The 15,311-nt window shown below is 63.9% G+C and carries 16 protein-coding genes; 8 read left to right on the forward strand and 8 right to left on the reverse strand.

Features of this window, described 5'->3' with window-relative positions; translation table 11 throughout:
- Positions 1–16 precede the first annotated feature (16 nt).
- Positions 17–529, reverse strand: a complete 513-nt coding sequence (locus JZY91_RS03395; RefSeq protein WP_234948564.1) for a hypothetical protein — start codon at positions 527–529, stop codon at positions 17–19.
- A 54-nt stretch (positions 530–583) separates the two neighbouring features.
- Positions 584–1,984 carry a class II fumarate hydratase gene (locus JZY91_RS03400; protein WP_234948565.1) on the reverse strand — a complete coding sequence of 467 codons (1,401 nt, stop codon included), beginning with the start codon at positions 1,982–1,984 and terminating at the stop codon, positions 584–586.
- A 78-nt stretch (positions 1,985–2,062) separates the two neighbouring features.
- Here JZY91_RS03400 and JZY91_RS03405 point away from each other — a divergent pair, with 78 nt between their 5' ends.
- The gene (locus JZY91_RS03405) at positions 2,063–2,761 is read left to right on the forward strand and encodes a type II CAAX endopeptidase family protein (RefSeq protein ID WP_234948566.1); all 699 of its coding nucleotides are present in this window, start codon (positions 2,063–2,065) and stop codon (positions 2,759–2,761) included.
- On the opposite strand, the gene glpX is transcribed toward JZY91_RS03405, so the two are convergent.
- A complete protein-coding gene (gene glpX / locus JZY91_RS03410; protein WP_234948567.1) occupies positions 2,758–3,768 on the reverse strand; it encodes a class II fructose-bisphosphatase in 1,011 nt (336 codons plus the stop codon). The genes JZY91_RS03405 and glpX overlap by 4 nt on opposite strands.
- 200 nt (positions 3,769–3,968) lie before the next feature.
- Between glpX and JZY91_RS03415 the strand changes: the two genes are divergently transcribed.
- Positions 3,969–4,550 (forward strand): DUF4245 domain-containing protein, encoded by a 582-nt coding sequence (locus JZY91_RS03415; RefSeq protein ID WP_234948569.1) that lies wholly within the window; start codon positions 3,969–3,971, stop codon positions 4,548–4,550.
- Here JZY91_RS03415 and JZY91_RS03420 read toward each other — a convergent pair whose 3' ends face one another.
- Positions 4,551–4,817 carry an exodeoxyribonuclease VII small subunit gene (locus tag JZY91_RS03420; RefSeq protein WP_234948570.1) on the reverse strand — a complete coding sequence of 89 codons (267 nt, stop codon included), beginning with the start codon at positions 4,815–4,817 and terminating at the stop codon, positions 4,551–4,553.
- 57 nt (positions 4,818–4,874) lie between these two features.
- A complete protein-coding gene (gene xseA, locus JZY91_RS03425) occupies positions 4,875–6,137 on the reverse strand; it encodes an exodeoxyribonuclease VII large subunit (protein ID WP_234948571.1) in 1,263 nt (420 codons plus the stop codon).
- A gap of 95 nt (positions 6,138–6,232) precedes the next feature.
- Here xseA and JZY91_RS03430 point away from each other — a divergent pair, with 95 nt between their 5' ends.
- Positions 6,233–7,198, forward strand: a complete 966-nt coding sequence (locus JZY91_RS03430; protein WP_234948572.1) for a 4-hydroxy-3-methylbut-2-enyl diphosphate reductase — start codon at positions 6,233–6,235, stop codon at positions 7,196–7,198.
- A gap of 3 nt (positions 7,199–7,201) precedes the next feature.
- Here JZY91_RS03430 and JZY91_RS03435 read toward each other — a convergent pair whose 3' ends face one another.
- Positions 7,202–7,897: a DUF6542 domain-containing protein gene (locus JZY91_RS03435; protein WP_234948573.1), complete on the reverse strand. Its 696-nt coding sequence runs from the start codon at positions 7,895–7,897 to the stop codon at positions 7,202–7,204.
- 11 nt (positions 7,898–7,908) lie between these two features.
- A complete protein-coding gene (locus JZY91_RS03440) occupies positions 7,909–9,330 on the reverse strand; it encodes an AI-2E family transporter (protein WP_370639253.1) in 1,422 nt (473 codons plus the stop codon).
- Between the two features lie 82 nt (positions 9,331–9,412).
- On the opposite strand from JZY91_RS03440, the gene ychF reads away from it, so the two are divergent.
- The 5 genes from ychF (at position 9,413) to JZY91_RS03465 (ending at position 14,840) form a co-directional block, all read left to right on the forward strand.
- Positions 9,413–10,501 (forward strand): redox-regulated ATPase YchF, encoded by a 1,089-nt coding sequence (gene ychF / locus JZY91_RS03445; protein ID WP_234948574.1) that lies wholly within the window; start codon positions 9,413–9,415, stop codon positions 10,499–10,501.
- Positions 10,502–10,521: 20 nt separating this feature from the next.
- The gene (locus tag JZY91_RS03450) at positions 10,522–11,064 is read left to right on the forward strand and encodes a recombinase family protein (RefSeq protein ID WP_234948575.1); all 543 of its coding nucleotides are present in this window, start codon (positions 10,522–10,524) and stop codon (positions 11,062–11,064) included.
- A 75-nt stretch (positions 11,065–11,139) separates the two neighbouring features.
- Positions 11,140–13,104: an N-6 DNA methylase gene (locus JZY91_RS03455; protein ID WP_234948576.1), complete on the forward strand. Its 1,965-nt coding sequence runs from the start codon at positions 11,140–11,142 to the stop codon at positions 13,102–13,104.
- Positions 13,086–14,567, forward strand: coding sequence for a hypothetical protein (locus JZY91_RS03460; protein WP_234948577.1), 1,482 nt, complete (start codon positions 13,086–13,088; stop codon positions 14,565–14,567). The genes JZY91_RS03455 and JZY91_RS03460 overlap by 19 nt, the downstream gene beginning before the upstream one ends.
- Positions 14,568–14,618: 51 nt before the next feature.
- Positions 14,619–14,840, forward strand: coding sequence for a helix-turn-helix transcriptional regulator (locus JZY91_RS03465; protein WP_234948578.1), 222 nt, complete (start codon positions 14,619–14,621; stop codon positions 14,838–14,840).
- Positions 14,841–14,992: 152 nt separating this feature from the next.
- Here JZY91_RS03465 and JZY91_RS03470 read toward each other — a convergent pair whose 3' ends face one another.
- The gene (locus JZY91_RS03470; RefSeq protein ID WP_234948579.1) at positions 14,993–15,262 is read right to left on the reverse strand and encodes a hypothetical protein; all 270 of its coding nucleotides are present in this window, start codon (positions 15,260–15,262) and stop codon (positions 14,993–14,995) included.
- Positions 15,263–15,311: the final 49 nt, after the last annotated feature.

Consider the following 15,311-nt stretch of genomic DNA (forward strand, 5'->3'; position numbering starts at 1 on the left):
AATGCTACTCCCGTTGTCACGTCACAGGCATACCGGCAGACAGCGTGCCCTCCACCAGTGCGGTGTCCCGCTCGAGGTAGGTGAGGTGTACGAGGCCAGGATCGGACGCATCGATTTCCCACCTTCCCTCCGCGCCAGGGGTGGTGTTGCAGGCATCGGTGAGCGGGTGGTTGTTCAAAGTGTCGTCGATAAGCACGGTGCAACCCGAGTCCGGGTACGTCACGGTGCCGGTGCCCCCGCCGAAGACGGCGACGGCGGGCCAGGATGGGGTGCGTGCGTGCTCGCTCAAGCTGTTGAGCATGCCGGAGTAGGTGCCGGCGGGGGCGAGCTCCGCCGCGGGCGGGCCGGGGTTTGCGGTGACGGTGACGGTGGCCGGGATGGTGTCCACCTCGGGTTCCGGCTGCGCGTACCACCACGCTGCGGCCAGCGCGATGAGGATCAGGGAGACCGCGAGCGCACCGACCCCGGCGGCGATCCAGGGTTTGTTGGAGCCGCCGGCGCCGCGCAGTTCAGAAAATGAATCAGCCATGAAAAATCCCCAGCCCTTCGCGTGGATAGTGCTGGGGATTGATCCTAGCGGGGGCTAGTTGCGGTCAGTGTTCGCCATCGCAAGGACGTTGAGGCGCTTGTCCAGCTCCTCCTCGGTGAGCTGCTCGCCGTCCACAAAGCCCAGGTCAATGGTGGCCTGGCGGATGGTGATGCCCTCCTTGACCGCGTGCTTGGCAATCTTGGCTGCGTTCTCGTAGCCGATTGCGGAGTTCAGCGGGGTCACGATGGACGGGGAGGACTCTGCGAGGGTGCGCATGCGCTCCTCGTTCGGCTCGATGCCGTCCACCAGGCGGGTAGCAAACTGGCGGGCGGTGTTGGCCAGCAGGCGGGAAGACTCGAGCACGTTGCGTGCCATGACCGGGATGAAGACGTTGAGCTCAAACTGGCCCTGGGTGCCGGCGAACGCGACAGCTGCATCGTTGCCAATGACCTGCGCGGAGACCTGGGTAGCGGTCTCGCACAGCACCGGGTTGACCTTGCCCGGCATGATGGAGGAGCCCGGCTGCAGATCCGGCAGGTGGATCTCGGCGAGGCCGGCGAGCGGGCCGGAGCCCATCAGGCGGATGTCGTTGGCGATCTTGTAGAGGGAGACAGCGACGGAACGCATCGCGCCGGAGAACTCGACCAAGCCGTCGCGGTTCGCCTGAGCCTCGAAGTGGTTCTTCGCCTCAGACAGCTGCTCAACGCCGGTGAGCTTCTTCAGCTCCTCGGTGACCTTGGCGCCGAACTCGGCCGGGGTGTTAATGCCGGTGCCCACGGCGGTGCCGCCGATGGCCAGCTCGCCCAGGTGGACCAGCGTGTTCTGCACGCGCTCGATGCCCAGCTCGATTTGGCGTGCGTAGCCGGAGAACTCCTGGCCCAGGGTGATCGGGGTTGCGTCCATCAGGTGGGTGCGGCCGGACTTGACCACCTCGTGCCACTCGTTTGCCTTCTTGTCCAGGGACTCGTGCAGCACCTTCAGGGCCGGGATGAGGTCGTTCGCCGCGGCCTCGGTAGCAGCCACGTGGGTTGCGGTCGGGAACGTGTCGTTGGAGGACTGGCCCATGTTCACGTGGTCGTTCGGGTGGACCTCAACGCCGTTGGCCTTGGCGATGGAGGCGATGACCTCGTTGGTGTTCATGTTCGAGGAGGTGCCGGAACCGGTCTGGAACACATCGATCGGGAACTCGTCATTGTGCTTGCCGTCCGCGATCTCCTTGGCGGCGGCGATGATGGCGTCAGCCTTTTCGGCGTCCAGGTTGCCCAGGTCCTTGTTCACCTGCGCGCAAGCTGCCTTCAGCAGGCCGAGTGCGCGGATCTGCTGCGCCTCGAGGCCGCGGCCGGAGATCGGGAAGTTCTCCACTGCGCGCTGGGTCTGCGCGCGCCACAGGGCGTTGACCGGGACCTTGACCTCGCCCATGGTGTCGTGTTCAATACGGTATTCCTGATCAGCCATGATCATCCTTTGCTTTCCGTTGCAAGAGACACTTACAGCCCTCTATTATGCCTGATGGGTCACCTCGAAGGAGCCGATGTGCAGCAACTCACCCCGCCACGCGCCAAAGACACCTTGATGGCAGCCGGGGCGATTGCGGCGGTATATCTGCTGCTGATTGGGCAGGGTTGGGTGCTGATCAAGGCGCAGCCCCCGCGCGATGTGGCGGTAATGGCCCTACCGGCGATAATTCTAGTTTCGTTGGTAGTGCCCACCTGGTTACTCATCCGCTACATGCGCGGCCGCGGGCTGGAGCTTGGGCTGACGCCGCTGGGGAGAGACGGGTGGCACCTGTTGTGGCGGGTCCCCGCAATAATGCTCGCTGCAGGGTTAGCGACCGGGGTGGTAGCGCCACTGCTTGGAATCTCACCGGGCGCGGACACGGCGGCGGAGTCGATCGCCGGCGAGGCGACGAATGCCATGCCGATACTGCTCGTGCTGGCTGGCTACCTGCTGCTCGGCCCGTTCATTGAGGAACTGGTCTTCCGCCGCGTCCTGTTGAACTACTTCGACACCCGCATGCCCGGATGGGCGAGTATCCTTCTGACCTCGGCGATCTTCGGAGTCGCGCACGTCGCGCCGCCAGCGATCATCTACACCTTCTTCTTCGGCATCGGCCTGGCGTGGCTGGCGCGGCTGCACAGCGGCATCACAGGCAGCTTGATCGCGCATCTAGTGAACAACACCGTGAGCAGCCTGGGCGTGTTCGCGGCGCTGTTCACACAATTGGCCGGTTAGGCGTGCGGCTCGGAGTAATCCACCACGGAGTACTCCTGCAGCTTGGACAGCTTGTGGATGGACTCCACGTAGCGAACCGTGCCGGACTTGGAGCGCATCACCAGGGAGCGGGTGGTGGCGCCGTTCTTGCGGTAGGACACGCCGCGCAGCATGTCGCCGTTGGTCACGCCGGTTGCGGCGAAGTAGCAGTTGTCAGAAGCAACCAGGTCGTCGAGGGTGAGCACGCGGTCCAGGTCGTGGCCTGCAGCGAGGACGGCTTCGCGCTCCTCGTCCGACTGCGGGGCGAGCTGGCCCTGGATCTCGCCGCCCAGGCACTTCATGGCGCAGGCCACGACGACGCCCTCCGGGGTGCCGCCGACGCCCATGGCGATGTCGATGGAGTTGGTGTCCTGCGCCGCGGCAATGGCGCCCGCGACATCGCCGTCCATGATGAAGCGGACCTTGGCGCCTGCCTTGCGGATCTCATCCACCAGCTGCACGTGGCGCGGGCGGTCCAGCACCACCACGGTGACGTCGGACGGGCGGATGCCCTTCGCCATCGCCACAGCCTTGATGTTGGCGGAGACCGGCGCGGTGATGTCGATGACGCCCTTCGCCTCGGGACCGACGGCGATCTTGTTCATGTAGAACGCGTCGCGCGGGTTGAACATGGAGCCGCGGTCAGCCGCCGCGATCACGGAGATGGCGTTCGGACGGCCCTCCGCCATCAGGCGGGTGCCGTCAACCGGGTCAACCGCGAGGTCCACCTGCGCGCCCTCGCCGTTACCAACCTGCTCACCGTTGTAGAGCATGGGCGCTTCATCCTTCTCGCCCTCGCCGATCACGATGACGCCGTCCATGTTCACGGAGTTGATCATCTTGCGCATCGCGTCCACCGCGGCGCCGTCGCCCTCGTTCTTCTTGCCGCGGCCGACCCAACGGCCGGAGGCCAGCGCTGCCGCCTCGGTCACGCGGACGAGTTCCATCGCGAGGTTGCGATCCGGGAAGTATTCGGGCGATTCAGTCATCGAGGGCCTCCTGAGGGCATTTGAAGCGTTCGTCGTGCATGCTGCGCGCACGGCACAGCACACCTCCATTGTGGCACTTTCTGGGGCCCGGAACCTGAGTTTTCACACCTTAAAAGGGGCACAACTCGCTTCAGTGCGTTCATCGGCCCGGGCGCGGGAGGATTCGAGCTGCGGTGAGGGCCCGTGCCATACTTGTGCCCGTGGCAAAGGACAGCAAACCCCGGGTGTTCCAAGATGGCCGCGACATGCTTCTCAATGTCATCGTCGTGGTCGTGCTCATGCTGGTGGGAGTTGGCGCGACCGGCTTGTGCACATACAACCCCGGCCGCCCTGAGCAGGGGCCGGTGCAGGAAGTGGATGCCCGCACCTTCCTGAGCTTGGAATCCCGCGCCGTGGGCTTCCCCGTGCGCTACCCCGAGATGCCTGATGGCTGGGTGACTAACTCAGCGCGCCGCACCATGATCAACCAGCAGCCCGCGCCGGTGGTTGGCTGGGTCAGCCCGGACGGGGGCTTCCTGCAGCTCACGCAAACCGGAGCCTCGCTCGAGGACGCTATCGCAGCGCAAGACAACCACGACCGCCCGGATGAGCGCACCGAGAACGTCGCCGGCCGCGAGGTCCGCGTTCTCCACTCGAACGATCAAAAAGTCCGCGACATCTGGGCGCTGGACGCGGGTGATGTGCGCATGGTGCTCACCGGGGCGGGGACTGACGACGAGTTCCGAGAGCTGATCGCCGCCGCCCTCGCCGCAGCGCCCATTGACCCGAACGAGAACCAGTAACTACTCGCCCTGGTTGGGGGTGCGGGAGTGCTCGCTAATCACAGCCTCGACGCGCTGGGCGGCACCCTGCAGGAGCACCTCGCACCGCTTGGCCAGCGCCTCGCCGCGCTCCCAGTACTTCAGTGATTCATCCAAGCTCATCTGACCGAGCTCCAGAATCTTGACGGTTTCAATCAGCTCGTCGCGGGCCCGCTCGTAGCTTAAGGTCTCCGGATCTGGGAATGCGTTCTCGCCTGCCTGGCCCGCGCCGAATGTGTTCTCTGCCATGTCTGCTCCTTCTGAGTTTTGAAAAATAGGTGGGAATGTGTGGGCAATGTGTCGTTGTTAGTCCGCCGGGGTGGTACCCATCGCTGCGGCGGCAATGGAACCGTCCGCCACGCGGATGCGCAGCTGGGAGCCTGGTGGTGATTGCTCAATGCTGGTCACCACGTCTGGCCCGGATCCGTCCCGCGGCAGGACCTGGACGACGGCGTATCCGCGGGCAAGCGTCGCCGATGGCCCCAGCGCAGAAACCTGTGACCGCAGCGACGAGATCACTGCCTCTTGGCGGCTCACCGCATGCGTGACTTCGCGGCGCATCCGCTGCACCTCTCGGGCCACCTCGTCCTGCCGCTGGTGGATTGAGGCCAGCGGGTTCGCCAATGCTGGGCGTGAGCGCGCTGCCTGCACAATCTGGGCTTCCCGCCGCACCCAGCCGCGTAAGGCCGCCGCGCTGCGCTGGCGCATTTGGTTCACTCCAGCCATTTCTTCCGCCATGTCGGGGACAACGCGCTTGGCGGCATCCGTCGGGGTGGCGGCGCGAACGTCGGCAACGTTGTCCAGCACCGGGTTATCCGGCTCGTGCCCAATCGCGGACACCACTGGCGTGCCCGCGGCGGCGACGGCGCGCTGCAGCGCCTCCTCGGAGAACGGGAGCAGATCCTCCACAGACCCGCCGCCGCGCGCGATGATGATCACTTCAACGTCTGGGTTTGCGTCCAAGATCTCCAGGGCGCGGATCACCTCGGGCACCGCTTTTGCGCCTTGGACCGCGGTTTTAACCACCTCGAAGCGCACCGCCGGCCAGCGCGATTGGGCAACAGCCATGACATCCCGCTCTGCCGCAGAGCCCTTGCCGGTGATCAATCCCACCTTCTGCGGCAGCACGGGCAGCGGCCGCTTGCGCGCCGGGGCGAAGAGACCTTCCGCGGCGAGTTTCCGCCGCAGCTCCTCAATCCGCGCCAGCAGTTCGCCTTCGCCTACGTGGCGGATCTCCACCACGCGCATTTTGAAGGAGCCGCGCTGCTGGTGGAAGTTGGGTTTGCCGTGAACGACAACATGGTCCCCGTCTTTGGGCGGGGAGGGCATTGCCATGAGCTGGCGGGTATCCATGATCAACTCAACGCTGGCCTCTGCTTGTGTGTCGCGCAACGTCAGATAGGAGTTCGCCCAGTTCGGCTTCGTGTTCACCTGGGTGAGCTGGCCCTCCACCCACAGCCAGCCGAGGCGTTCAATCCACCCCTTGACGCTGGTGTTCAGCCGGGAGACGCTCCACGGCGCCTCGGCTGTGCTCTTCGGTGCTGGGGATGCCCCAGCGCTTGATTCCATAACCACGTTCCTCCTTGCTGTCGCGCGCGCATCAACGAGTATGCCCGCCTTGATCCTTCTATCCTTTTAGACGCTGCTTAGGTAGGGTCGGTTCCATGACTGATGGCGCTAAAAACCTGTTATTGGCCTCCCCGCGCGGGTACTGCGCGGGCGTAGACCGTGCGGTTGAGACCGTGGAGAAGGCGCTGGAGAAGTACGGATCGCCCGTGTACGTGCGCAAAGAGATCGTGCACAACAAGTACGTGGTGAAGACGTTGGAAGAACGCGGTGCCGTCTTCGTGGACGAAACGGACGAGGTACCGGAGGGCGCGCACGTCGTCTTCTCCGCCCACGGTGTCTCCCCGGCGGTGCGCGACGCCGCCGCCCAGCGCAATCTGCTCACGCTCGACGCGTCCTGCCCGCTGGTGACCAAGGTGCACAACGAGGCGAAGCGCTTCGCTCGCGACGGGTTCCAGATCCTGCTGGTGGGCCATGAGGGGCACGAGGAGGTCGAGGGCACATCCGGCGAGGCTCCGGAGGTGACCCACCTCGTGGACGGCGTTGAGGGCGTGGATGCCCTGCCGGATTTCCCGGAGGACCAGCCGCTGGTGTGGCTTTCTCAGACGACGCTGTCGGTGGATGAGACCTTGGAAATCGTCGCAAAGCTGAAAGAGCGCTTCCCGCACCTGCAGGATCCGCCGAGCGACGATATTTGCTACGCCACCCAGAACCGCCAGGCGGCTGTGAAGAACATTGCGCCGCGCTGCGATCTGGTGATTGTGGTCGGCTCCCAGAATTCCTCCAACTCCAAGCGCCTCGTGGAGGTCGCGTTGGAGGCGGGTGCGCGTGAAGCTCACTTGGTGGACTACGCACACCAGATTGAGGAGTCTTGGCTGGAGAACGCGGACACGATCGGCCTGTCTTCCGGTGCCTCGGTGCCGGAGATTCTGGTGCAGGAAGTAGTCGCGCATCTCGGTGAGCGCGGTTACACGGACGTGGAGGAAGTGACCACCACCGTGGAGACCATCACGTTTGCTCTCCCGCGCGACCTGCGCATGCCGCCGCGCAAGGTAGACGCGTAGCGCCTAGCTGTCGCCGTACAGGTCGTCGCCCAGCCTGCCCGCGATGCGGGTTGATCCTCCGCGGTTCTGCCGCTGGGGCTTCACGCTTTTCGACGACTGCTTCACCGACCTCGCAGCCTTGGAAGCCCGGGCGGCTTTCTCGCGGCGAACTAGCTCATCAACGCCGATGCCGCCGGAACGCTCGCGTGCTCGGCGACCCTGCGTGTTGGTGCGCCGGTTACTCGCCGCTGCGCGGCTGCGCTCACTCACCTCGTACCGCTGCACTGCTTTGTTCTGGCGCTTGATCAGCCAGATGCGCAGCACACCGATGACTATGGCGCCGAGGGTAACCGTGAGCAGGACCGGAAAAACTTCCACGAGCGGGTATACCACCAGCAGCTGAGCTGTCTTGGCGGATGCGCCGCCGCTTGCAATCTGCTCGCGCCCCAATACGTAGCCGGTAGCAACCACGGCAGCGACAAAAAGCAATGGGGAGGATGCCACTGTCAAGAAAATGCCGCGCGGGTTCACAAGCGTGGTGGTGAGCACCACGGCGGTGGCAAATAGCGCCAGCAGAGGCCAGCCAACTTGGCCGGTGTAGATGGCGATCAGGGCACCCGTGAACAGCGCGGCAAAAATAATGCCGATTGCGGAACCGGTGGGCAGGCCAGCAAAAGTCGTTGGGGCTGCCGCGCGGGCGCGGTTCGGCGTATGAGTCACGTTGATCAACCTTAGTCGCCGGAGTTCGGCGGGTTCTTCACTGTCTTCTCCGTCGTGTCGGCAGTCTTGCCCCGCATGCGCCGCAATTTGGCGCTGCGCTGGCGCAACTTGCTCCAGCTGGTTGCACCCGGGCCGCGCTTCGGCTGCTCCACCACTTCATCCATTACCGGCGCCGCGGTGAATTCGCGGTCTTCGCGCCACCGCTTGCGCTCGTACACCGCCTCTTCCTCCTCGATCTGGGCGATGGCGAGGCCTTCTGGGGTGAAAAAGTCCAGCTCATCCGCGGTGCGCTCACCTGAGTGGATGCGCAGCATATCTAGCAGGTAGCGGTACGCAACGGCGATCATGGCCGCGACCGGAACTGCAAGGAAGGCGCCCACCAGCCCGAAGAGGCCGCCGCCGATAGTCACCGAGATCAGCACAATCACGGGGTGGAGGTCCATTGCGCGGGACTGCAGCATGGGGGAGAGGATGTTGCCCTCAAGCTGCTGCACCACGATGACGATGCCGAGCGTAATCAGCGCCTTGGTGAAACCCAGCGACACCAGTGCAACTAGGACCGCCAGGGCGCCGGCTACCACCGCACCGACGATGGGGATGAAGCCGGCGATAAATGTGATCACCGACAGCGTGAACGCCATGGGCACGCCCAAGAGCCAGATGCCGCCGCCGATCAGCATCGCGTCGATGAAGGACACAATTGCCTGTGCGCGGATGTACCCGCTGAGCGTGTTCCACGCGCGGGTAAGCAGCTCAGTGGCGTGGAGGCCGCTGCGGCCTCCCGTGGCGGAGCGCAGCCAGGGGAGGAACCGGTGGCCGTCTTTGAGGAAGAAGAAGATCAGCACCAGGATGACCACGAGCGTGACCATGAGACCCGCCGCGGTGCCGATGCCGGAGAACACGCCTCCCGCAATCGCTCCGGCCTGGTTCTGCATCCATTGCGCGACCTCGTTGACTGCCTCGTTGAGGTCCTCCGGATCCAGGTTCAGTGGCGGCCCCTGCAGCCAGAGCTGGAGGCGCTGGATACCCTCCAGAGCCTGGAGGTAGAGCAGGCGGGAGTGCGAGACCACATCCGGCGCGATGAGCAGAAAGATTGCGGCCAGCAGCGCAACAAACCCGAGCATGGTGATGAAGGCTGCGAGCCCGGAGGGCAGGCCACGCTTGCGCATCCACGTCGAGATCGGGGCGAGCACGGTACAGATGATCAGCGCCAGGACGAGCGGCAGCACGCCGGCCCAGAACGCCCCAATCAGCTTGCCCAACGCGTAGAGGAACACCGCGACTACAAGGATCTGCAGAGTGAACTTCGCGGTGGATTTCACCCACTGGTTCATCACTATCCCGCGGTCCACCCGGTCCTCGGGTGATCCGGGCCGCACCGGTGCGTCCGGGGTGTACGGGTCTCGCTTCGAAGACGGTGCGGAGGCATTCACCCGCACCATTGTGCCCGATGGGCTGATGCTTTGCGACGCTCGCAAGCAAGCGTCGAAAAGCAGTGCACTACACTTGCCCAGCGTGAGCCTTACTCTTGGAATCGTCGGTCTGCCCAACGTTGGTAAATCCACCCTTTTCAACGCGCTGACGCGCAATGAGGTGCTGGCGGCCAACTACCCGTTCGCCACTATCGAGCCCAACGTGGGGTTGGTGGAACTGCCGGATCCGCGTCTGACGCGACTCGCCGAGATTTTTTCCTCTGAGCGCATCCTGCCGGCCACGGTGTCCTTCGTGGATATCGCGGGCATTGTGAAGGGCGCGTCCGAGGGTGAGGGCATGGGTAACGCCTTTTTGGCGAACATTCGCGAGGCCGACGCGATTTGCCAGGTGGTGCGCGCGTTTTCGGACGATAACGTGATTCACGTGGACGGCCGCGTCGATCCGGCGACTGACATCGACGTGATCAACACCGAGCTGATCCTCGCCGACCTGCAGACCATCGAGAAGGCCCTGCCGCGTCTGGAGAAGGAGGCGCGCAAGGATAAGGACATCGCGGCCCAAGTGGCAGAGGCGAAGAAGGCGCAGGCAGTGCTGGAAGACGGGCGCACGCTGTTCGCGGCATCCAAGAGCGGGGAGGTGGACCTGCCGCTGCTGCACCACCTGCACTTGATGACGGCGAAGCCGTTCCTCTACGTGTTCAACTCCGACGAGGCCGTGCTGACGGATCAGGACCGCAAGCAAGAGCTGCGCGACCTCGTAGCACCGGCGGAGGCCGTGTTCCTCGACGCCCAGACCGAGACCGAGCTGCTTGAACTGGATGAGGAAGACGCTGCCGAGCTGCTCGCCGCGGTGGGCCAGGATGAGCCGGGCCTGCAGACGCTGGCGAAGGCCGGCTTTGACACCCTCGGCCTGCAGACGTACCTGACCGCCGGCCCGAAGGAGGCCCGTGCGTGGACGATCCGCAAGGGCGACACCGCGCCGAAGGCTGCGGGTGTGATCCACTCCGACTTTGAGAAGGGCTTCATCAAGGCCGAGATTGTGGCGTTCGACGACCTCGACGAGTTGGGCACCATGGCCGAGGCCCGCGCCAAAGGCAAGGTGCGCCAAGAAGGCAAGGACTACGTGATGGTTGACGGCGACGTGGTCGAGTTCAAGTTCAACGTAACCTAAGGCGAGCTAGTGCTAGTTGTATGGCAACACGTGCTGCCATTTTCGTTCGCATCTCGCTCGATGCTGCAATGGACGGTCTTGCCATCGAGCGTCAGCGAGAAGACTGCAAAGCCATCGCAAAGCAGCGTGGCTGGACGGTCGTACACACCTATGTGGATCAGTCGATCTCGAAAGAGGCCATCGCCCGGCTGGAAGCCAAGATCAGGTCACTGCCGCGCGGCGCAGTGCACATCCCCGTGCTCGCCGTCGAGAACCCCGCCCAGCACTTCCTCGACGCCGATCTGAACATCCGGCACCACGATCGAGGTGCTGGCCACCGTGCGCCTGTGGCCGCAACCCCGCGGGCGCAAGGGCTTCGATCCCGCCTCGGTCGACGTCGACTTCGGCGACCAGGTCGCGATCTCCGTCTTTGCCGAGTAGCGCTCGTCGTGCCCAACCCGTCCAGGGCGCAGCGGGTCCTGAGCATCTCGCCGTGCCTTCTGAGGCTGGCAAAATGTATCAAAACTGATACAATGGATGGCGAGGGTGTCATGGCGTTCACGCTGACGGGCCAGGCGAACTAGGGTCGTGCGTGTGGTTGCTATGGATCCTCAAAGCTCGGGCCTCAGACGAGGCCCCACAGGTGAGAGGACTCGAACGTGCCGCTGCAAGTTGATGCCCCGCATGGAGGCGTGGCCATCGTCCCGCCGGGTAAAGTCCTCGACTTCATCGACGGGGCCACCTTACGGCAGGACACTCCTGAGGAATACGTCAGGCAAGAGATCCTCAAGTCGCTGGTCCGTGAGTACGGCTACGACAAGAAGGACATTCGCGTCGAGGTTCCGATCAAGTTCGGGAGCCGCCGCGTCCGAGTCGACATCGTGATCTTCCCGCCCGGACTACGTGCTGTCGAGCAGACCCAAGCCAACGCCTGGCTGATCATCGAGTGCAAGAGCTCTAAGGTTCGCCCGTCCATGAAGAAGGATGGCGTCGAGCAAATGCTCAGCTACATGGCTGCCTGCCCCAACGTCGAGGTCGGAATGTGGACTAATGGCGAGGACATGGCGACCTACGCCTTCGAGACCAACGACGATGGTCACCGAGTCTCCGTCGAGATCCCGGACATTCCGTACTGTGGAGACACCGTCGAGGCCGGTACTCCTCGCTTCGAGCAGTTGCGTCCCGCGGCGTCGGACTCACTCCTTTTCGCCTTCCGCCGCGCCCACAGCTACATCGCCGGCAACCAGGGCATGCAAAAGCCTGAGGCGTTCTGGGAGCTGCTGAAGTTGATCTTCTGCAAGATCCAAGACGAGCGTGACTCAAGCTCTCCGCAGTTCTACGCTACGCCCAAGGAGCGCCAGAACATCACCGGTCTGATGCGCTGTACCAGCCGCATCGGCAAGCTCTTCGCCGGCGTCAAGAAGCAGTACCCCCAGATTTTCAAGGCCAACGAGGAGATCGAGCTGGAGCCGAAGGTTCTGGCCTACATCGTTACCCAGCTCCAAATGTTCTCGCTCCTGGACTCCGACGTTGACGTCAAGGGCAAAGCCTACGAGGAGGTTGTGGGCTCCAACCTCCGCGGCGACAGGGGCGAGTTCTTCACCCCGCGTAACGTCTGCAACATGATGGTCGGGATGCTCGACCCCACCGACAAGGACCTGATCCTCGACCCGGCCTGCGGCACCGGCGGATTCCTCATCTCCGCCATGAACCACGTGATCGCCGGGGTAAAGCGCGAGGTTCGGGCCTCAGGGCGCAGCCGCCAGCTCCAGGATGACTCCATCCGTGACCGGAAGCGCTACTTCCTGGAGAACAACCTCGTCGGGCTCGACTTCAATCCCAACCTCGTTCGCGCGACCAAGATGAACATGGTCATGAACAACGACGGTTCAGGTGGGCTGTTCCAGGCCAACTCCCTGGACAACCCCATGCGATGGACCGAGGACCTCCGCGCCCGGAACCTGCTCGGTACTGTGGACGTGATTTTGACCAACCCGCCTTTCGGTTCCAAGATCCCGATTGACGATCCAGCCATCTTGGAGCAGTTCGATCTCGGCCACCACTGGGAGTACGACGAAGACTCGGACCGCTGGTCGAGGACCACCAAGACCTCGGCGCGCCCGCCAGAGATCCTGTTCATCGAGCGCTGCGTCCAGCTCCTCAAGACCGGCACCGGCCGCGCCGCGCTGGTCCTGCCTGATGGCATCCTCGGCAGCCCCGGGCTTGGTTACGTGCGGCAGTGGATCCTGACGCATACCACCGTCCTGGCGTCAGTGGACCTCCACCCGGACACCTTCCAGCCGGGGACCAGCGTTCAGACTTCGGTGCTCATTCTGCAGCGCAAGTCCGACCGTCAGATCCGAGACGAGATGGCTGCGGGTAAGATCGACGACTACGAGGTCTTCATGGCGATCTGTGACCACATCGGTCATGACAAGCGTGGTAACGCTGTCTATATGCGCGATGACCAGGGCTACGAGATCGTTCGAGAAACCGAGGACGCGGTCACCACCGCGGCCGATGGTGACGACAACGAGCAGACCCATCTGGCCAAGGAGAGGGTGCTCGACGACAACACCCAGGAGATCGCCGAGCAGTTCAGATCATGGCTGCGGACGCTCTAGCCCGGCAACTGGGTTCTGAGGAACTAACCAAAGAGCTCGACTCCGGCGTCCTCTGGGCACCGGTCAGCTCGAAGCTCCTCACGAGCGGCGAACGGAGGCTGGAAGCCTCCACGTTCCTCACTGACGGGTTCGGTCTGCGACAGGGTCTCGAAGCGCTCGACTCCACGGTTGAGATGGCTGAGCTCGCTAAGGTGTGGCAGCCCTCGCGGCTCAAGGGATTTCCGGTCAACGACGGCAAGGGGCTACCCTTCCTCTCTGCCGGGCAGGTCTTCGAGAGCCAACCTCGCGTGCGGAAGTGGCTGGCTGAAGCCATGATCCCGGCTGTCGAGACCCGGTACCTCGACGTCGGTTCGCTGCTCCTGTCTTGCTCCGGCGAGGTCGGCCGAGTCACCGCCGTTTACGACGAGCATCTTGACAAGGTCATCACGCACGACCTCCTTCGGATCGACGCTCATGATCCCGCCGACTACGGCTGGCTCTACGCCTACATGAAGACGCCTACGTTCTTCGCCATCGCTCGCAGCGCCCAGTACGGTCACATGATCAAGCACCTGGAACCCGAGCACGTCCAGCAGATGCCCGTGGCGATGCCGAGCCTGGACGTCCGCCGTGACATCGGGCAGGACGCGAAGAATGCCTTAGAGATGAGGCAGCACGCCCGGCGGCTGCAAGGGCAGGCCGACGACCTCTACGCAGGCTTGGTCAACCCTCAGGGACTCGTCCCGACCGCAAGCCCCTACACCACGGTGAGCTGCTCTGAGCTGTTGACCGGCAGGCGACGCATGGAGGGCCAGTTCCACCGCGCGGACGTGCGCCAGGTCGAGGACATGGTCCAGGCTGCCGGATTATCCGTTCAGCCGCTCGACGATCTCGTCGAATCCATCTCGCTCGGTTCAAGATTCAAGCGATACTTCGGCCCCAATGGCACCCCGTACCGCTCCGCGAGCGAACTGTTCGACGTGAACCCGCCGGTGACAAAGCGTATCTATTCAGCGTTGCTGCCCGACCCCGACCGCTACATGCTCCAACCAGGTTGGATCATCACGGCGCGCTCAGGCCAGACCTACGGCCTGCTGGGACGGACCATGGTGCTCACCGAGAACCATGAAGGCGTGTTCGGTAGCGACGACCTCATTCGGATCGTGCCCGACGAGACCAAGGCGCGCACCGGTTACCTGCAGACCGTGCTGAACCACGTGGACTATGGGCGACCACGCGTCGTCCGTTACGCGTCAGGCACCTCCGTCCCTCACCTTGACCCGCCTGACATCCGTGACGTACTGGTGCCCAGATTCAGCCAGGCGCAGGAGGACGAGATCGCCGACCTTTCCGATGAGGCCACGGCTCTCTCGGCGGAAGCCGACCGTCTAGAGACAGCCGCCGTTCGCGCCGCGGAGATGGCCATCGCCCTCCTCACCAACAGGCACGGAAACGTGACGACCATGGGAGCTGTCAATGACTGACACGGCCACCCCACTGCTCGGAACGGTACGCGACTCATCGAGGAGGTGACCGTGGCCGACGTCACGGATCGGACCCTCTTCGGCAACGCTGTCCGCGACGCCCGGAGAGCCCTTGGCTGGAGCCAGTCCGCCTTGGCCGAGCGCTCCGGTGTCTCGCGCCCCACCATCGCCCGACTCGAAACGGGACGTGGGGTCTCGTCCACGAGCCTGCTGAAGCTCGCCAAGGCCCTCGACCTCCAGATATCCCTGGAACCCCAGGAGAAGCACCGCTGAGGCGGTGCCGGGAGCCCTCCTGACAGCGATCACATGACCGTTAGGTGGCTTCACCATGTCCATGACCACCTATTCAGACGTCTTGCTGCGCCTGGGCGACGTCCAGCTCAGCGGCACCATCAGCTACGACCACCGCACCCAGCGCCTGGAGATCACACACCCCGATAGTGATCTCGAAGTGCTTTCGATCGACTTGCTGCGGTGCGGGCGACCAGCATCGGCCAGACGGGGGAGGCCTCGACCGTCTGCACCATCAGCAGGGCGGTCGGGGTGATGAAGCTGGCGGCGTCTTTAGCGGAAAGGTTTCTTTGCGCCGACACGACGTTGAATTCAAGTTCAACGTGTAGTTCCTGGACAGGGTTACTTTTAGTTGTAATCGCATTTTGGCCCGTAGTCGTTTGAGTGTACTTAAATAGACGCAAGTGCCTCACACTCGGTGCCCACACTCGGCCGAGCCTGCACTAGTCTGCT

This window comes from Corynebacterium sp. CNCTC7651, assembly GCF_021496665.1.
Lineage (GTDB): Bacteria > Actinomycetota > Actinomycetes > Mycobacteriales > Mycobacteriaceae > Corynebacterium.

Excerpts from the sequence above, each read along its gene's own strand:
- glpX (WP_234948567.1), bottom strand. The coding sequence starts at position 3,768 with ATGACTGAATCGCCCGAATACTTCCCGGATCGCAACCTCGCGATGGAA.
- JZY91_RS03460 (WP_234948577.1), top strand. The coding sequence starts at position 13,086 with ATGGCTGCGGACGCTCTAGCCCGGCAACTGGGTTCTGAGGAACTAACC.
- JZY91_RS03430 (WP_234948572.1), top strand. The coding sequence starts at position 6,233 with ATGACTGATGGCGCTAAAAACCTGTTATTGGCCTCCCCGCGCGGGTAC.
- JZY91_RS03395 (WP_234948564.1), bottom strand. The coding sequence starts at position 529 with ATGGCTGATTCATTTTCTGAACTGCGCGGCGCCGGCGGCTCCAACAAA.
- JZY91_RS03400 (WP_234948565.1), bottom strand. The coding sequence starts at position 1,984 with ATGGCTGATCAGGAATACCGTATTGAACACGACACCATGGGCGAGGTC.
- JZY91_RS03450 (WP_234948575.1), top strand. The coding sequence starts at position 10,522 with ATGGCAACACGTGCTGCCATTTTCGTTCGCATCTCGCTCGATGCTGCA.
- xseA (WP_234948571.1), bottom strand. The coding sequence starts at position 6,137 with ATGGAATCAAGCGCTGGGGCATCCCCAGCACCGAAGAGCACAGCCGAG.
- JZY91_RS03420 (WP_234948570.1), bottom strand. The coding sequence starts at position 4,817 with ATGGCAGAGAACACATTCGGCGCGGGCCAGGCAGGCGAGAACGCATTC.